The following is a 16,536-nucleotide window of genomic DNA, read 5'->3' as shown; positions in this document are numbered from 1 at the left end:
GCTTTTTCATGTCACGAGATCGACCGCTCGCGCGCCCCTCGCGCTAGTCGCGGTTGAGCACCGAGAAGTCTGGCTGCCCATCGGCCTTCATCGGGAACGGCGTTCCATCGGCAAAGGTCGGCCACGGGAGCAACGGCTGGCCCTCGGCATTTGTGGCGGGGGCGGGCTGCTGGGGCTGCGGCTGGGGTTGTTGCTGCTGCGCCGGCTGGGGCTGCTGCGGCGCCGGCGGGAGCTGCTGCGCGACAGGCTGGCCCTGGTAGGCAGCGGGAACTTGGAGGCGCTGCGACGGCGCGTACGGCGGCTGACCCATCGGATAGTGCGGCGCCTGCTGGAGCGTCTGCTCTGCGGCTGCTGCGCGCTCCTGCGATTTGAAGTACCAGGTGAGCAAGAGCGTCACCGCGATACCGAGGCCAGCGAGAATGAGCGTTGCCACCGCGAACTTCCAGTAGAGCTCAGGAACCCAGACCCGGAACGCATCAAACGCCAGCGGAGCAGTAAAGAGCACGAGACTGAGCGATGAGAGCACCGCGGTGATCTGTGCGGTTTGCGCGAGCGCCGACTCGGCGTGACGCGCGCGCCTGAACAAGAACTCGACGCACAACACGAGAAGCCTCGTCAGCACGATCACGTAGACCGACTGCCAGAAAATCGTGAAGCTGAGCGAGAAGCTCGTGTACGGCGTGACCCAGATCACGATGAGGAGCAAGCCCAACAGGTACGTGTTGGCCATGATGGCAAACGGGGCGTACCAGTCGTTGCCCTTCTCGCGCTTCGTATCGATCATGGTGAGCACCACGAACACCGCAAACAGGGTGAGCGTTGAAAACACGCGCTCTGAACGGCCCTGGAAGTCACCGATGAACAGCAGCGCGATCGCCAACACGGTCACGATTGAAAGCACCGTGATGCTCATCTTCATAAAGGCAGACAGTTTCGAGTGCGGACGGTTCGGCGCACCAACCGTTTCTTCGTTTTCAGTCATGGCACCAGTATGTCGCATAGGGAGGTTTTCGTGCTGAATACACAGTTTTCTCGAACCTCCCACGGCGAATGTATATCTTGCAGACCGATAGAATGATCTTGTTCCAGCTTCCCTTCCACCCATGGAGTATTACGCGTGAACATTTCACCCTCACAGCAGCCCGACACCGTTGCCAACGCACAGGCAACGCCCGAACTCGAACAGCCCTATGCGGCCCTCGGTCTCGCAGACGACGAGTACCAGCAAATTCGTGACATTCTCGGCCGCCGCCCAACCTCGGGCGAGCTTTCGATGTACTCCGTCATGTGGTCTGAGCACTGCTCATACAAATCGTCGAAGGTTCACCTGCGCCAGTTCGGCCAGAAGACCAACGAAAAGATGCAAGAAAACCTCATCGTCGGCATCGGCGAGAACGCTGGCGTTGTTGACATCGGCGAAGGCTGGGCCATCACGTTCAAGGGTGAGAGCCACAACAGCCCCTCGTTCATCGAGCCGTTCCAGGGTGCCGCAACCGGCGTTGGCGGCATCATTCGCGACATCATCTCAATGGGCGCTCGCCCCGTCGCAATCATGGACCAGCTGCGCGTAGGCGACATCGACCACCCCGACACCGCTCGCGTACTGCGCGGCGCCGTTGAGGGCGCAAGCTTCTACGCCGGCGCACTCGGCCTGCCGAACATCGGCGGCGAGACCGTCTTCAACAAGGTCTACCAGGGCAACCCCCTCGTGAACGTGCTGGGCGTTGGCGCACTTCGCCACGAAGACCTGCACCTTGCCAAGGCCTCGGGCAAGGGCACCAAGGTCGTCATTTTTGGTGCTCGCACCGGTGCCGATGGCATTGGCGGCGCATCAGTGCTCGCCTCGGCTGACTTCTCAGAAGACGGCCCGACTGACCGCCCCGCGGTTCAGCTCGGTGACCCTTTCCTCGAGAACCTCATCATCGACTGCTGCCTCGAGCTCTTCGCTGAGGGCCTCGTTGAGGGTATTCAGGACCTCGGTGCCGCTGGCATCTCGTGTGCAACGAGCGAGCTCGCAGCAAACGGTGACGGCGGCATGTACATCGAGCTCGACAGCGTCCCCGTGCGCGACGAGGCGATGACCGCCGAAGAGATCCTCATGTCTGAGAGCCAGGAACGCATGATGGCGGTCGTTACCCCCGCCAACCTCGAGCGCTTCCTCGAAATCGCCGACAAGTGGAAGGTCGAAGCAGCCGTCATCGGTGAGGTCACCGACAACGGCCGCCTCATCATCAACTGGCGTGGCGAAGAGATCGTGAACGTCGACCCTTCGACCGTTGCCAACGACGGCCCCGTCTACGAGCGCCCCATGCAGGAGCCTTCATGGCTCGCCGAGCTGCAGGCCGACAGCGCCTCGAAGCTCGCTCGCCCCACCACCGGCGCCGAGCTGCGCGACCAGTTCGTCAGCGTCGTCACGAGCCCGAACCAGGCCTCGAAAGAATGGCTCACGAACCAGCTCGACAGCTACGCGCAGGGCAACACCGCTCTCACCTTCCCTGACTCGGCCGGCATGATCCGCGTCGACGAAGAGAGCGGCCTCGGCATCGCGGTTTCGGCCGACGCCAACAGCCGTTACTGCCAGCTCGATGCCTACCGCGGCACGCAGCTTGCCCTCGCCGAGGCTTTCCGTAACGTCGCCGTCACCGGTGCCGTGCCGATGGCGGTTACCAACTGCCTCAACTTCGGCAGCCCCGAGAACCCCGAGGTTATGTGGCAGTTCGCAAAGGCCGTTGAGGGCCTTGCCGACGGCTGCCTCGAGCTCGAGATTCCCGTCACCGGCGGCAACGTCTCGATGTACAACTCGACCGGTCAGACCCCGATTTACCCGACCCCCGTCGTGGGCGTCGTGGGCGTCATCGACAACGTCGCACGCCGCATCCCGAGCGGCTGGCAAGACGAGGGCGAGAACCTCTACCTGCTCGGCGTAACGCGTGAAGAGCTCGACGGCTCGGCATGGGCTGAGACGCTGCACGACCACCTCGGTGGCGTGCCTCCCCTGCTCGATCTCACGGCAGAGCAGAACCTCGCTGGCCTTCTCCAGGCCGCAACCATGGGTGGCATCATCTCGGGCGCAACCGACCTCTCAGACGGTGGCCTCGGCCAGGCCGTTGCCGAGGCATCGCTGCGCTTCGGCGTCGGTGCCCGCGTCTGGCTCGACGAGATCATCTCACGCGACGGCGTTGACGCCGCGACCGCGCTCTTCTCAGAGTCGCAGGCACGCGCCCTTGTCTCGGTACCCCGCGAAGAAGACGTGAAGTTCCGCGGCCTCTGCGAGGGTCGTGGCGTTCCCGTACTGCGCGTCGGCGTGACCGACGGCACCGGCGATGCTGCTCAGATCGAGATTCAGGACCAGTTCACGATCTCGGTCGCCGAGCTCGGCGCTGCTTGGCGCGAAACCCTGCCGAGCCGCTTCGCGGTCACCCCGGCAGAGTAACCGCCGCCGCCGCGGCCGTGCCGGCCGCAACCGCGCTGGCCGCAACCGCGCTGGCCGCAACCGCGCTTCAAGGGGGCTCCCACCGTTCACTCGGTGGGAGCCCCCTTTGCGTTTATGTGGCCGTTCTCGCCCGTCACGGTCTCGTTCTGCGGGGCCCTAGGCATCGGCCTTCTTCGCCTCACGGCGTCTTCACCTTAGAAGCTTTCACTTTCGAGATTCTTCGCGGTTGGGTGCCTTCAGCGCTGCGGGAACTCGGTCTTCCCTCCCCTGCGCCGGTCTACTTGACGAAAAGCAGGGTGTTTTCGCCTCAACACCCTGCTTTTCGTCAAGTAAACGCAAAAAACCTCAGCAAAGTGCCGCAGCACGCAGAAAGAGCGTCGCACCGCGCGACGAGTGATCCGCACAACCCAAAGCAGTGTCAGACGGCGCGGCAAAGCGTCACGAGACGCGGCCCAGTGTCAGTGGGCGCGGAGCGGCGTCACCCGGTGCAGCCAGAACGCACTGCAAAAGGCGGTCGGCACAGGTACGCGGTGCGATGCAGCGCCTCCCTACCGAGACTGCACCGCCATCAAGCAGCAGCCGGTAGAAGCGGCGCGAGCCGCTCGCGAATGGCCTGCTGAATGACGTCGCGAGCTGATGTCGCATCGACGATGAGGTAGCGCTCGGGGTGAGCCGCGGCAAGGGCGAGGAATCCCTCGCGCACCGCCGTGTGAAAGGCGACGGCCTCGCGCTCGAGACGGTCTGGGCTCTCGCCGCGGTGCGCCATGCGGCTCGCTGCTGCGGCAGGGTCGATGTCGAGCAGCACCGTGAGATCGGGCCACAACGTTCCGGTCGCCCACTCGCTAAGACGCAGCACCTCGTCGGTATTGAGTACCCGGCCTGCGCCCTGATAGGCCAGCGACGAGTCGATGTACCGATCTTGCACAACCACTTCACCGCGCGAAAGCGCCGGGCGAACGATCTCAGCGACATGCTGCGCGCGGTCGGCCGCGTAGAGCAACGCTTCGGCTTTGGGATCGATCGCAACGTCGGTGTGCAGAAGCAGGTTACGAATGTTCTGCCCGACAGCGGTACCACCCGGCTCACGGGTGCGGCACACGGTGTGGCCGCTGCTCTCAAGCCATGCTTGCAGGGCCTCGGCCTGGGTCGTTTTGCCGGCCCCGTCGCCACCTTCAAAGGTGACGAAGAGACCGGCTCGCGTTGCTGGCATTAGCCGTCAGATTTCTGAGCGGCCTCGGCCGCTGCCTTGTTTGCTGCGCGCGTCGCGGCAGCTTTCTTGGCTGCGGCGGATCGGGCGGGATCCACGGCTTTTTTCGTGGTTGCGGTCGCCTTCTTTGCCGCGGTCTTCTTCGCAGGTGCTTTCTTCTTCGCGGGTGCCTTCTTCTTGGCGGGGCCCTTCGCTCGCTTAATCGCGATGAGTTCGACGGCACGTTCGAAGGTGATCTCTTCAACGGTTTCGCCACGGGGAATCGTCGCGTTCGTCTCGCCGTCGGTGACATACGGGCCGAAACGGCCATCTTTCACCTTGATCGGCTTGCCGCTCACCGGGTCAGCCGCGAACTCCTTGAGTGCGCTTGCCGCTTTGCGCCCGCCGTACTTCGGCTGCGAGAAGAGCTCGAGAGCACCAGCAAGATCAATGTCAAAGATCGCGTCTTCGCTCGGCAGCGATCGAGTGTCGGTGCCCTTCTTGAGGTACGCACCGTACCGACCGTTCTGAGCGGTGATGACGTTCTCGGTTTCGGGGTCGACTCCGACCTCGCGCGGGAGGTTCAAGAGTTTGAGCGCGGTTTCGAGATCAATCGTCTCGGTCTCCATTGACTTGAAGAGCGAGGCGGTGCGTGGCTTCTCACCCTTAGGCAGCGGATCTTCGTGCACCTCGGTGACGTAGGGACCGAAACGGCCGTTCTTGGCAACGACGTTGAGCCCGGTGTCGGGGTTCACGCCGACAACGCGGTCTTCAAGCGGCTCCTGGTCAGCGAGCTCATGCGCTTTTTCAGGCGTGAGCTCGTCGGGAGCGAGGCCGTCGGGAATGTTCACGATACGAGGTTTCACCTCACCCGTCTCTTCGCTCACCTCGCACTTATCGTCGAGCACTTCGAGGTACGGGCCGTACTTTCCGTTGCGCAGCGAGATCTCATCGTCGATACGAATGGTGTTAATCGCTCGCGCGTCAATCTCACCGAGGTTGTCAACGACTCCACGTAGACCTGGGTGGTCGTCAGCACCGAAGTAAAAGCCTTTGAGCCACTCGGTGCGATCGGTGTTTCCCATCGCGATTCCGTCGAGTTCGCTCTCCATCTTCGCGGTGAAGTCGTAATCGACGAGCTCATCAAAGTGCTCTTCGAGCAGGCGAACAACCGAGAAGGCGATCCAGCTCGGCACGAGAGCCTGCCCCTTCTTGGTGACATAGCCGCGATCCATGATCGTGCTGATAATGGCGGCGTACGTTGACGGACGCCCAATGCCAAGCTCTTCGAGACGCTTCGTGAGGCTCGCCTCGGTGTAACGCGGTGGTGGCGAGGTGCGGTGTTCTTTGGCCTCTGGTTCTTCGATCGTGAGCGGATCGCCCTCAGCAAGCTGCGGCAACACGACGTTCTGGCGGGTCGCGTCGCCGCGTCGCTCATCGGTGCCTTCTTCATAGGCCAGCAGAAAGCCGGGGAACGTGATGACCGTTCCACTCGCGGTGAACTCGATGGTTTTTCCAGTGGCATCGGCGGTGAGTGTCACCGTGTCGGTCGAGCCCTTGGCGTCGGCCATCTGGCTCGCGACGGTACGCTTCCAGATCAGGTCGTACAGTGCGAACTCACTCGAAGTCAGCGTCTTTTTCAGGGCGCTTGGCTTCTGGAAGGCATCGCCGGCTGGGCGAATTGCCTCGTGGGCCTCTTGAGCACCCTTCGACTTGCCCTGGTACACCCGGGGTTTGTCGGGCACCGTCTGGGCGCCATAGAGCTCAGCTGCCTGTGACCTGGCGGCGTTGATGGCCTGTGCCGAGAGCGTCGGTGAGTCGGTACGCATATACGTAATGTGACCATTTTCATACAGTGACTGCGCAATCGACATGGTCTGACGCGAGCTGAAACGCAGCTTACGCGACGCTTCCTGCTGCAAGGTCGATGTGGTGAAGGGAGCTGCGGGACGGCGTGTGTGTGGCTTCGTTTCAACGCCAACGACGGTTGCCCGTGCTGCGGCCTCGAGCGCCTTTTCGATCTCTTTCGCCTGCGCCTCGCTGAGCACGGTTACAGCATTGCGCTCAGCAGAGGAAGTGAGCTGGCCGTCATCACCGAAGTCACTGCCCGAAGCAATCTTCTTGCCGTCGAGGCGAACAGCCCGCGCTTCGAACGCGGTGCTGTCTTTGGCCTCGGCGCCCGGTACGAATGAGGCAACGAGGTCCCAGTACTCTGCGGTGCGGTAGGCAAGACGCTCACGTTCACGATCAACAACGAGCCTCGTCGCGGCCGACTGCACGCGACCAGCCGAGAGCTTCGGGGCAACCTTGCGCCAGAGCACGGGCGAAATATCGTAGCCATACAGCCGGTCAAGGATGCGGCGGGTTTCTTGAGCATCGACGAGTGCGTGATCGAGATCGCGCGTGTTTTCAACCGCGTGTTCGATAGCTTCCTGCGTGATCTCGTGGAAGACCATTCGACGAACCGGGACCTTCGGCTTCAGCACCTCAAGAAGGTGCCACGCGATTGCCTCTCCCTCGCGGTCCTCATCAGTTGCGAGCCAGAGTTCGTCTGCTTCCTTGAGCGCCCTCTTCAGGTCGGTAACCGTCTTCTTTTTGTTCGCACCCACGACGTAGTACGGCGCGAACCCGTTATCGACGTCAACGCCAAACTTGCCGAAGGGGCCTTTTTTCAAGTCAGCTGGGAGCTCTGAAGGCTCAGCCAAGTCACGAATGTGACCGACAGAGGCGATCACATCGTACTCGGGACCCAAAAAGGCGCCAATGGTCTTGGCCTTTGTCGGTGACTCGACAATGACTAGCTTCTTGGATTTCGCCACGGTACTCCTTATATATAGGGCATCAGCGATGAGGTTCTCGGCTGCAACGATACACAATTACCCCTAATACTACGTGTCCTTTCCTGCTCACATGCCCAACCGGGCACCGTTGATGCCAGCTTTCGCCGTGTTCGTGGTGGCGCCAAGCCCGGTTATGACCCTCACAGAAACGATGACGGCATCGCTCGCTACCTCGCACGAGGTGACCTCGGCCTGCCCGGCGGACGCAACGAGAGCGGCACCGTCACAGGGGTCACCCGAAGCCCAGCCAAAGGCGCGGTCAGCGGCGGCGAGCGCAGCATTATCGGCAACGCTCGCCGCCCGCTGGCTCCCCTCAAGCGCGGAAGCGACGTGCAAACCTGCCGCCCCGATCACGAGGGAGCCAGCGATAAGGGCAACGGTCACGGGGGCGCTCACGCCGTCTCCTGAGAAACGAGAGCGCAGCCCTCGCCCGATACCCTCAGTGCCGCGAGCACCCCGGTACGTTTCGCAAAACTCACCTCAACGCAGAGCAGCTGACCACGTTGCTCCCTGACCACAACGGCACCTGGAGGCAACCGGGCCTCGCGAGTCGCGGCAAGAGTGTTGTCGCCCCTCGCTTCAAGTCTCGCGATGTCGTGCGCTCCCGCGACGAGAGCAACACGGGTTCCTGAGAGCACCAGAGCAGTAACCACGATGGCGACAACCATGGCAATAATCGGAACGAGAATCGCGAACTCAGCGGTGCTGGCCCCACGTTCACACTTGAGAAGGTTCATCCCGCAGCTGAGAAGGCCTGCTGCACGAGATTCAGGAGCATCGCCTGCACCTCGCCACTTCTCATGATGGCAACGAGTACGCCAGCGAGCGCAACCGCAGCCATAATGACAATGGCATACTCGGCGGTGGCGGCTCCCTTGTCATCTCGAAGAGGCGAAAGCAATCGCTGCGAGAGTGAAGAAGGGCTTTGACCTTGAGCACAAGCCGCCAGCTCTTCGTCTTCATACGGCTCTGCCTCCCGTCCCGGCACCTCTGTTCTGTCGCGCCTACCGGTCGAGAAGCCCTCGGGCCGGTTCGTGGGCGGTGAAATCGTGTTCATGATGTTTCCTTTCTCTGTGGTGTGGGAGCCAGTCTGCTCGTTTCGTACTCCTCGCCGCAGAAACCATCAACACCCCTCATCCCCCTAAAAGCCCCAGCATGATCGGAACAACCCCGAGGCAAATAAGCGACGGAAGCACACACAACCCCAACGGAACCAGCACCTTCACGGCAAGTCGCTCCGCCGCGGTTTCTAGACCACTCCTGCCATCTGCGCGCCGTTCAGCCGCATGTAACAGCAACAGCTCATGCAACGAAACACCGCTCTCTCGGCCTCGCTCAATGAGCAACGTCAGAGCACCCTGTTCAGCAAATGCGTCAAGATCGGCCCACAACGCCTGCGCTTCATCGACGGTGTGAACGACGATTCGTTTTGCCTCACGAACCCCAGCACCGCCCATCAAGGCGATGGCGAGGAGCTCGGCCTCGCTCCCTCCAACATGATCGTGACGCCCCACGCTCCGCACCATCGAGAGCCCCCAACTCACACCGAGCACGAGCAACAGAAGCCCGACCACCCCAGCAATCGCCCCCTGCGGTGTCGCCAGCTGAGCAAACGCATCGATTCCAAGCAGTTGCCCACCGAGCAGCGCAACAAGCGGCAGCGCAGAAATCAGCAACACTGTGCTCTGGGGGCCAGCAAGCAACACCCTGCGTTTCCTCGACACCTCAGAAATCTCGCTGAACGCTTCGGCCATGCGCTCAAACGCCCCGGCAACCGGAGCACCCGACAGCTCGGCAATGATCCACGCCGCGGTGAGCAGCCTCCATTGCTCGCCTTGCTGCGCTTCGAACACCAGCGCGCCTTCGCCCCCGCGTTCTCCCTGGCGGATCGCCGAGCTCGCGACCGCGGCAGAAGGCCCCTGGCTCGCCGCGAGATGCGCCAGGGCCCGACGTGGCAACATGCCACCCCTCATAAGCGAAGCAGCCTCGGCCGCAAACACCGCTGCCTCACGGGTCACGAGCCACGCGCCGCCCCACGATGAATCGTGTGAACCTGTAACGTGTGCGCATCATTCAACTCGAGTGCACCGACCGCGCTAATGCGGTGTCTCTGGCCTTCGCGCTCAAGATGAACCACGTACTGGAAGGCCGAGGCCGCTTGCCTCGCGAGGGCCTCGCGCGAAAGGCCAGCGAGCAGTCCCAGGGCCTCGAGTCTCGCCGGAACGTCGTCGAGGGTGCTCGCGTGCAATGTGCCGGCCCCGCCATCGTGCCCGGTGTTCAACGCCGCCATGAGCGTCACAAGTTCTGGCCCACGGCACTCACCGACGACGATGCGGTCAGGGCGCATGCGCAGTGTTTCGGCGAGCAACACGTCGACCGAGACGGCGCCACGGCCCTCGGCATTAGCGAGCCGTGCCTCGAGTGCGAGGTGGTGCGGGTGTCTGAGCTTCAGCTCTCTGACGTCTTCGAGCGAAACGATGCGTTCGTTCGAAGGCACCTCGTCGAGCAAGGCGGCGAGCAGCGTCGTCTTGCCGCTACCGGTTGCACCTGTCAGAAGTAGATTCTTCTTCGTTCGCACCGCCTCGTACAGCATCAACGCGACCGCTGGCTCGCAGAGCCCGGCTCGAACGAGTTTGCGGTAGTCAGGACGTTCGGGGCGAGGCACACGAATCGAAAGAGCAGCGGCCTCTGGCACGAGGGGCGCGAGAACCGCGTGAACGCGAATGCCGCTGCCTAAACGCACGTTCGCGTACGGATGCAATTCGTCAAGACTACGACCGCCCTGCTCAACCATCGAGCGGGCAAGGTCGGCGATTTGCGAGGGCGCGGGCGCTAACCGGTCAAGGTGTTGCACGCCCTGCCCCACGTCGACCCATACCTCGCCTCGCCCGTCTCTAACCTGCACCAAAATGTCGCGCAGCCCAGGCTGCTCAAGGAGCGGCGCGAGCGGCCCGAAAGCACGCAGCTGGACAAAGCTCAGCCCGTGTTGAGCGATGGGCGATGTCGCGTGAGCAGTCATGGTGCGATGATACGAAGGCCGGTGGCCGAACAACGGCTTTATCCACAGCTCTCGCCACTTCTGCAGCACTCAAACGAGTGTGAACGGAGAACCCTGGCCCCGGAAGCAGCCGCTCGATAGTCTGGTCGCATGAGCACAGCAGCACACCTCGACGTCATACCTCGCGGCACTGTTTTCACGCCCGAGAGCATCACACACTATGCGCATCCGCAGGAACGTAGCCTCGAACAGGCCATCAGCGATGCCGACGTGCTCGTCACGACGCCCCACTCAGGCGCGGCGATTCCTGAGGAGGTCACTGAGTTCCTCTCCCCCTCACTCACCCGACGCCTGCAATACGATTACAGCGATGTCGCCACAGCGGCGATCGTGCGACGATGGGCCGAGATCGACCCGCGCATCGTTGCGGTGATTAATCCGCACCCGAGGCTGATCCGCGACCCGAACCGGGCAAAGCCCGCCGACGTACGAGCCGATCTCGCCGAGGCGATTCGGCGCGTACGCGAGGCCGGGCCGTGGCAGCGCGTCGATCTCACCGGCGTTGATGCCGTGCGCCCCGTGACGTTCTCGTTCTTTCCCATTCTCGAGATTCCTCATTCTGAGGCCGGGTTGAAACGTCTTGTCGACACATTTGCCGAGACCGCTGAGCAGGGGCTCGGGGTATACGAACGCACCCGCGACGACCTCACGCAGCGGTTCCTTGAGCAGGGGCTGCAACGCGGCGGCCACTTCACGCGGCTTTCGTTTCACGACACGATGAACACCACAACCACGAGAGACGGGGCTGTGAACGTCGAACGAAAGCCCGAAGACCGCCTACCCGATGTCGTCGCGCTCTCAAACCGTGGCGACCACCGCGGCGAACAGCGGCCAGGTGCCGAGCACCCAACCATGCAGCCTGCAGCGCTCCGTGCCCTCGCTGAGGCACACCGCAGCGGCTTCGAGGTGACGCACGACGACGCCGTTCAGCTCAATCAGCCATACCTCGGAAGCCAGGAAATTCTCGCGGCCGGCAGCCAGTTCGATTCGATGCGTGACGAGGCAGAAGCAGCGAACCTTACGCTCGCGGCCGTTCAAGCAGAGTTTCTGCGCGAGTTTTTACTCGGCGCGCGTGCAACCATCGAGCTCCACGAGCCCGGAACCGAGTGGATCGAAGAGAACGACCGGCACATCGATACCATCGCTCACGCGTGCAAGCGGTCATGGGATGCTTTTCGGACTGTGAACGGCTAACCCCAGACCATCCCGAAGAGCGCTCCGGCGGCGATGGTTGTCACCGCGAGGATGATGCTGGGCAGGAAGAACGAGTGGTCGACGAGCTTTGTGCCGAGCTTCGTCGAACCCGAATGGTCGAAGTTAGCCGCGGCAATTTGCGAGCCGTTGGTGGGCAACAGATAAATGCCGGCGAAGGCGCCCGCCCACATGCCGGTCAGAAGACCGAGCGGAATACCCGCGGCGAGTCCGATTGGCACGATGGTTCGCGTCGCCGTCGACTGGCTCGTCGTGAGCACGCACACGAGGAAGACACCGAGCGCGAAGATCCACGGTGCGGCAGTAACAAGGCCGCCTACCCCTCCAGCGATCGCTTCTGAGTGTGCCCCCAAGAAAGTGTCGGTGAGCCAGGCAAGCCCGAAGAGAGCGATGGCTGAAACCATACCCGCCTTGAACACCGACATTGTCGGGATCTCGGAGACCTTAGGGCGGCAGATAACGAGGATCAACGTACCGACGACGAACATCACGATCTCGATAATCGGAGTCATCGCGATGGGGCCGCCATCGGCGTCAAGTGGGCGCAGTCCTTTGAAAAGGCCAAAGCACACGATCGCGGCAACTCCGAGCAAAAAGATGATTGCTGCATTGCGGCCCGTCTTCGTCACGGTGACCTCGGCTTGAACTGCGGCGGCATTCGCCGACGGAGCAGGGATCTCGCCTGAGGCAATGCGTGCCTGAATCTCTGGATCATCAGCGATCTCTTTGCCGAGTTTGTTGACGACGATGCTCGAGAGCACGATGCCAACGATTGCTGCGGGGATCGTGACCTTCAGAATGTCAACGAGTTCGAAGTTCCATGGAGCAGTGTCGGTCAGTGTGACCATCGCGGCCATTGCGGCAGAGACGGGGCTACACGCGAGGGCAACGCCGGTGGCGACAACCGAGAGCGAGAGTGGCCTCGAGGGCCTCACGCCGTTGCGATACGAAAGATCTTGAATGACCGGCAGGAGCGGGTAAAGAATGTTTGAGGTGCCTGCACCGACCGAGAAGAGAAACGACACGAGCGGAGCCACGAGCGTGATCTGCTTCGGGTTTCTCGCGATCAGTTTTGCAGCAACCGAGACCATCCAATCGATGCCGCCCGCTGACTGCATCATCGATGATGCGAGAACCACTGCGAGCACGATCAGGAGCGCATCAACGGGTGGCGCACCCGGCACGAGCCTGAAGACGAACACGAGGATTGCGACGCCAGCGCCGCCCCAGAGGCCGAGGCCTACTCCGCTTGATCTCGTGCCCATCACGATGCACCCGAGCACGACCAGCAGTTGCGTTACGAAGAGCGCGACATCCACCTGACCCCCACTTTCCTTCTGAGCATCAGCGTACCCTCACGTGTCGCTTTGCGCATCCCTTCTGTGCCCTGTTCATCCTTTCGGCCCCCTCATCTCGGGGAACGAAAACGCAAAAGGCCGGGTCGAAAACCGACCCGGCCTTTATTGTTTGAGAATCGTTACTCAGTAACCTCAAACACAAACTCAACCTCAACGGGAGCGTCAAGCGGCAGAGCCGCAACGCCAACGGCCGAGCGAACGTGAATGCCCGCGTCGCCGAAAACCTGGCCGAGGAAAACCGATGCGCCGTTTGCTACCGCTGGCTGGCCGGTGAATGAAGGATCTGACGCGACGAAAGCCGTCACCTTAACAACCTGCTTGATCTTGTCGAGCGAGCCGAGCACACCGCGAGCAGCAGCGAGACCGTTCAGTGCGCACACGCGAGCGAGCTCTGCGGCTTCTTCTGGGGTAACGCCCGCGCCGACCTTGCCGGTGTAAGGCAGCGCGCCCTCGACGAGAGGCAGCTGGCCGCTCGTATATACAAAGTTTCCGTTTCGCTGAGCCGCAGCGTAGGCCGCAACAGGTGCCGCCACCTCAGGGACCGTGAAACCGAGTTCTTCGATGCGCTGTTCAATTACTGACATTAGTGTGCCTTCCTTTTAAGATATGCAACGTTACCGCCCGCTGGGCCCTCAATAATCTGCACCAATTCCCACCCCTGGGCGCCCCAGTTGTTCAGAATCTGTGCTTCAGAATGAAGCATCAGGGGAGTAACAAAATACTCCCACGTCACGTGAGTTTCTGATGGCTCTGCGGTCATCGAGATCCCCTCATTTCTTGGGTTACATGGATATTGAAGCCGGTTTACAGGAACCTCAATTATTCTAGATTCTATGTCTGAAACCCCTGAGTCGTCTTCACGTGTGAGAAAACACACGCCGACTGCCATCAAACAGCGTAACCCGATGACTGCTCTCGGGGGTCTCATTGGCGCACTCGCCATGAGCGTTATCGCTGGTGTACTCATCGCCGTTGCGGTAACCCCCGCCGTCGCGCTTGCCGGCACTGCTGCTGGTGCAGCGGTTGATCTCTTCGAAGAGCTGCCAAGCCACATTGACCCAGGTCAGCAGGCTCAGCCCTCGACGCTGTACGCGAAAAAGGGCGGAGAACGGGTACCCATTGCCAGCTTCTACGTGCAAAACCGTATTGAGAAAAAATGGGAAGACGTCAGCCAGTACGTCAAAGACGCTGCTGTTGCCGTTGAAGACCCAGGTTTCTACAGCCACGGTGGCGTCAACGTCATCTCTGCAGCCCGTGCTGCACTCCAGAACGCCGTCGCAGGCGATGGCCCGGGTGCTTCAACGATCACGATGCAGTACGTGCGAAACGTGCTCATCATGGAAGCCGCGGCAATCCCCGACAAGGAAGAAAGCGATGCCGCTTTCGATGAGGCCAATGCTCGCACGACCGAGCGTAAGCTCAAAGAGATGCGCCTCGCGGTCAGCATTGAGAAAAAGTTCACGAAAGATGAGATTCTTCTCGGCTACCTGAACATTGCGCTGTTTGGTGGCCAGGTCTATGGCATCGAATCGGCGTCAAACTACTTCTTTAATAAGTCAGCCGACGACGTCACCCTGCCAGAGGCAGCAAGCCTCATCGCGATTGTGAACGCTCCCAACGCCTACCGCATTGACCGCGAAGACAACCTCAAAGCCAACAAAGAGCGCCGCGATTACATCCTCAAGCGCATGCTCGTGCACAAGAAGATCACTGAAGCGCAGTACGAAGAAGCGGTAGAGACCCCGGTTGAGCCGAACATCACGCCCCGTGCGTCAGGCTGCTCGGCCGCGACCGAGTACGGTGTTGGTCACTTCTGCAACTACGTCAAGCTCTCGATCGAAAACGACCCGAGCTTCGGCAACGACAGCACCGAACGGTACTTCAACCTCGCACGTGGCGGCTACGAAATCGACACCACGCTCGACCTCGATCTGCAAGAGGCCGCAAATAACGCGTTCCTTGAAAACATTCCCGCCGAGTACCCCGGTTTCGATGCTGGCGGCGCTGCGGTTACCTCTGAGACCGGTACCGGACGCATTCTGCAGATGAGCCAGAACCGGCCTTTCAGCGAAGACCCTGATGCGCTTGAAAGACACCCGAGCCTCACCCCGATTAACTACAACACCGATTTTGAATACGGTGGATCGAGCGGGTTCCAGATCGGTTCAACGATTAAGCCGATTAACCTTGCAAACTGGCTCAAGCAAGGCCACTCGCTCAAAGAGACCGTGCGTGGCGATCCATACACGGTTCAAGAGAGCAGCATCAAGATGAAGTGTGCTCCGGGCGGCGTGTACGGTTACAACACCTTCCCAGTGAATAACCACAACGGTTTCCGCTACGGCAACCGGAGTGTGCTTTACGCTACTGCTTACTCGATTAACTCTGCCTTCATCAACATGACGCAGAAGACCGACCTGTGCGACATCGTTGACCTTGCTGAGGCGATGGGCATCAAGCGCGCATCAGATCAGCTCGATGCGAAGCTGCCAAACTACGGAACGCGTGAGCTCTCGCGCATTCCTTCATTTACCTATGCAGGAACCGACGAGATCGCGCCGTTGACCATGTCAACCGCGTATGCCGGCTTCGCTGGCAAGGGCATTGTTTGCTCGCCCACCGCTATTGACCGCATCACCGACCGTGACGGCAAAGAGGTTCCGTTCACCAAGAATGAGTGCAACCAGGCGTTAGACCCCGACGTCGCTGCAGGCGTCGCGTACGCCCTTGAGTACACGGTCACCAACGGTATTGCCGGCCATGCCCGATCCTCGACGGGGGTTCCCCACTTCGCAAAGACGGGTACCACGAACAACTACTGGGATCACTGGACTGTTGGCGGCTCGACCAAGATTTCAACCGCGATCTGGACGGGTAACGTCGTTGGCAAGGTTGACACCGAAACGAGTGGTCTGCCGTATGACGGCGACCGGGTGTTCGGCATGATTCTGAACGCCGGCGACGCGCTGTACGGCGGCGATGCCTTCGAGAAGCCGAACGCCAACGCGTTGACCGTCAAGATGAAGAACGTCCCGAACACCGCCGGTAAGACCGTTGAAGAGGCAACCCAGATGCTCGAGACGCTCGGCTTCTCGGTCACCCAGGGCGGCGAGCGTGATTCAAGCGTGACCGCAGGCCTCGTCGCAGAGAGCGACCCGGCTGGTGGCGGTCAAGCCCCCGAGGGCTCGACCATCACGCTCTACACGAGCAACGGCCAGATGTCGAAGGTGCCCGATGGCATCGTCGGGCAAACCGCGAAGGAAGCCGAAGCAACGCTTCGTTCAGCAGGCTTCAGCTCGGTCTCAACGACCTGTGGTTCTGGCGACAAGAAGAAGAACAACAGCGTCGTAGAATCCGTGAACCCTGCAAGCGGTGCCGATGCGAAGAACGACAGCAACATCACGCTCTCGCTCACGTGCGAGAAATCAGACGACGAAGACGACTAGGCT

The 16,536-nt window shown here is 61.4% G+C and carries 14 protein-coding genes; 3 read left to right on the top strand and 11 right to left on the bottom strand.

Annotated elements, in window-relative coordinates; all coding sequences use genetic code 11:
- Positions 1 to 43: 43 nt before the first annotated feature.
- Positions 44 to 982 carry a hypothetical protein gene (locus JSO19_RS10260; RefSeq protein ID WP_270911554.1) on the bottom strand — a complete coding sequence of 313 codons (939 nt, stop codon included), beginning with the start codon at positions 980 to 982 and terminating at the stop codon, positions 44 to 46.
- 135 nt (positions 983 to 1,117) lie between these two features.
- On the opposite strand from JSO19_RS10260, the gene purL reads away from it, so the two are divergent.
- Complete coding sequence (gene purL, locus JSO19_RS10255) at positions 1,118 to 3,433, top strand: phosphoribosylformylglycinamidine synthase subunit PurL (RefSeq protein WP_270911553.1); 2,316 nt, start codon at positions 1,118 to 1,120, stop codon at positions 3,431 to 3,433.
- 568 nt (positions 3,434 to 4,001) lie between these two features.
- Here purL and tmk read toward each other — a convergent pair.
- From tmk to JSO19_RS10220, 7 genes are all read right to left on the bottom strand, one after another.
- Positions 4,002 to 4,643 carry a dTMP kinase gene (gene tmk, locus JSO19_RS10250; RefSeq protein ID WP_270911552.1) on the bottom strand — a complete coding sequence of 214 codons (642 nt, stop codon included), beginning with the start codon at positions 4,641 to 4,643 and terminating at the stop codon, positions 4,002 to 4,004.
- Positions 4,643 to 7,438 carry a type I DNA topoisomerase gene (gene topA / locus JSO19_RS10245; protein WP_270911551.1) on the bottom strand — a complete coding sequence of 932 codons (2,796 nt, stop codon included), beginning with the start codon at positions 7,436 to 7,438 and terminating at the stop codon, positions 4,643 to 4,645. The genes tmk and topA overlap by 1 nt, the downstream gene beginning before the upstream one ends.
- A gap of 87 nt (positions 7,439 to 7,525) precedes the next feature.
- A complete protein-coding gene (locus JSO19_RS10240) occupies positions 7,526 to 7,855 on the bottom strand; it encodes a helicase (RefSeq protein WP_270911550.1) in 330 nt (109 codons plus the stop codon).
- Entirely contained in the window at positions 7,852 to 8,196 is a 345-nt protein-coding gene (locus JSO19_RS10235) for a TadE/TadG family type IV pilus assembly protein (protein ID WP_270911549.1), read from the bottom strand. Before JSO19_RS10235 ends, JSO19_RS10240 begins: the two co-directional genes overlap by 4 nt.
- The gene (locus tag JSO19_RS13065; RefSeq protein WP_333735212.1) at positions 8,193 to 8,516 is read right to left on the bottom strand and encodes a DUF4244 domain-containing protein; all 324 of its coding nucleotides are present in this window, start codon (positions 8,514 to 8,516) and stop codon (positions 8,193 to 8,195) included. Before JSO19_RS13065 ends, JSO19_RS10235 begins: the two co-directional genes overlap by 4 nt.
- 76 nt (positions 8,517 to 8,592) lie before the next feature.
- Entirely contained in the window at positions 8,593 to 9,477 is an 885-nt protein-coding gene (locus JSO19_RS10225; RefSeq protein WP_270911548.1) for a type II secretion system F family protein, read from the bottom strand.
- Positions 9,474 to 10,478: a CpaF family protein gene (locus JSO19_RS10220; protein ID WP_270911547.1), complete on the bottom strand. Its 1,005-nt coding sequence runs from the start codon at positions 10,476 to 10,478 to the stop codon at positions 9,474 to 9,476. Before JSO19_RS10220 ends, JSO19_RS10225 begins: the two co-directional genes overlap by 4 nt.
- A gap of 129 nt (positions 10,479 to 10,607) precedes the next feature.
- On the opposite strand from JSO19_RS10220, the gene JSO19_RS10215 reads away from it, so the two are divergent.
- A complete protein-coding gene (locus JSO19_RS10215) occupies positions 10,608 to 11,711 on the top strand; it encodes an N-formylglutamate amidohydrolase (protein ID WP_270911546.1) in 1,104 nt (367 codons plus the stop codon).
- Here the strand turns inward: JSO19_RS10215 and JSO19_RS10210 are convergent.
- The 3 genes from JSO19_RS10210 to JSO19_RS10200 form a co-directional block, all read right to left on the bottom strand.
- Complete coding sequence (locus tag JSO19_RS10210) at positions 11,708 to 13,048, bottom strand: anaerobic C4-dicarboxylate transporter family protein (RefSeq protein ID WP_270911545.1); 1,341 nt, start codon at positions 13,046 to 13,048, stop codon at positions 11,708 to 11,710. The two genes, JSO19_RS10215 and JSO19_RS10210, sit on opposite strands and share 4 nt — an antisense overlap.
- Before the next feature lie 158 nt (positions 13,049 to 13,206).
- Positions 13,207 to 13,671 carry a RidA family protein gene (locus JSO19_RS10205; protein ID WP_270911544.1) on the bottom strand — a complete coding sequence of 155 codons (465 nt, stop codon included), beginning with the start codon at positions 13,669 to 13,671 and terminating at the stop codon, positions 13,207 to 13,209.
- Positions 13,671 to 13,847 (bottom strand): DUF4177 domain-containing protein, encoded by a 177-nt coding sequence (locus tag JSO19_RS10200; RefSeq protein ID WP_217135346.1) that lies wholly within the window; start codon positions 13,845 to 13,847, stop codon positions 13,671 to 13,673. Before JSO19_RS10200 ends, JSO19_RS10205 begins: the two co-directional genes overlap by 1 nt.
- Positions 13,848 to 13,992: 145 nt before the next feature.
- On the opposite strand from JSO19_RS10200, the gene JSO19_RS10195 reads away from it, so the two are divergent.
- Entirely contained in the window at positions 13,993 to 16,533 is a 2,541-nt protein-coding gene (locus tag JSO19_RS10195; protein ID WP_270911541.1) for a transglycosylase domain-containing protein, read from the top strand.
- Positions 16,534 to 16,536: the final 3 nt, after the last annotated feature.

Source organism: Leucobacter sp. UCMA 4100 (genome assembly GCF_027853335.1).
Classification (GTDB): Bacteria; Actinomycetota; Actinomycetes; order Actinomycetales; family Microbacteriaceae; genus Leucobacter_A.
The sequence above is the reverse complement of the archived record's forward strand: the minus strand, read 5'-3'. Positions and strand labels throughout refer to the sequence as shown.

Coding starts and splice junctions, on each gene's coding strand:
- JSO19_RS10260 (WP_270911554.1), bottom strand. CDS start 982: ATGACTGAAAACGAAGAAACGGTTGGTGCGCCGAACCGTCCGCACTCG.
- tmk (WP_270911552.1), bottom strand. CDS start 4,643: ATGCCAGCAACGCGAGCCGGTCTCTTCGTCACCTTTGAAGGTGGCGAC.
- JSO19_RS10235 (WP_270911549.1), bottom strand. CDS start 8,196: ATGAACCTTCTCAAGTGTGAACGTGGGGCCAGCACCGCTGAGTTCGCG.
- JSO19_RS13065 (WP_333735212.1), bottom strand. CDS start 8,516: ATGAACACGATTTCACCGCCCACGAACCGGCCCGAGGGCTTCTCGACC.
- JSO19_RS10220 (WP_270911547.1), bottom strand. CDS start 10,478: ATGACTGCTCACGCGACATCGCCCATCGCTCAACACGGGCTGAGCTTT.
- JSO19_RS10215 (WP_270911546.1), top strand. CDS start 10,608: ATGAGCACAGCAGCACACCTCGACGTCATACCTCGCGGCACTGTTTTC.
- JSO19_RS10205 (WP_270911544.1), bottom strand. CDS start 13,671: ATGTCAGTAATTGAACAGCGCATCGAAGAACTCGGTTTCACGGTCCCT.
- JSO19_RS10200 (WP_217135346.1), bottom strand. CDS start 13,847: ATGACCGCAGAGCCATCAGAAACTCACGTGACGTGGGAGTATTTTGTT.
- JSO19_RS10195 (WP_270911541.1), top strand. CDS start 13,993: ATGACTGCTCTCGGGGGTCTCATTGGCGCACTCGCCATGAGCGTTATC.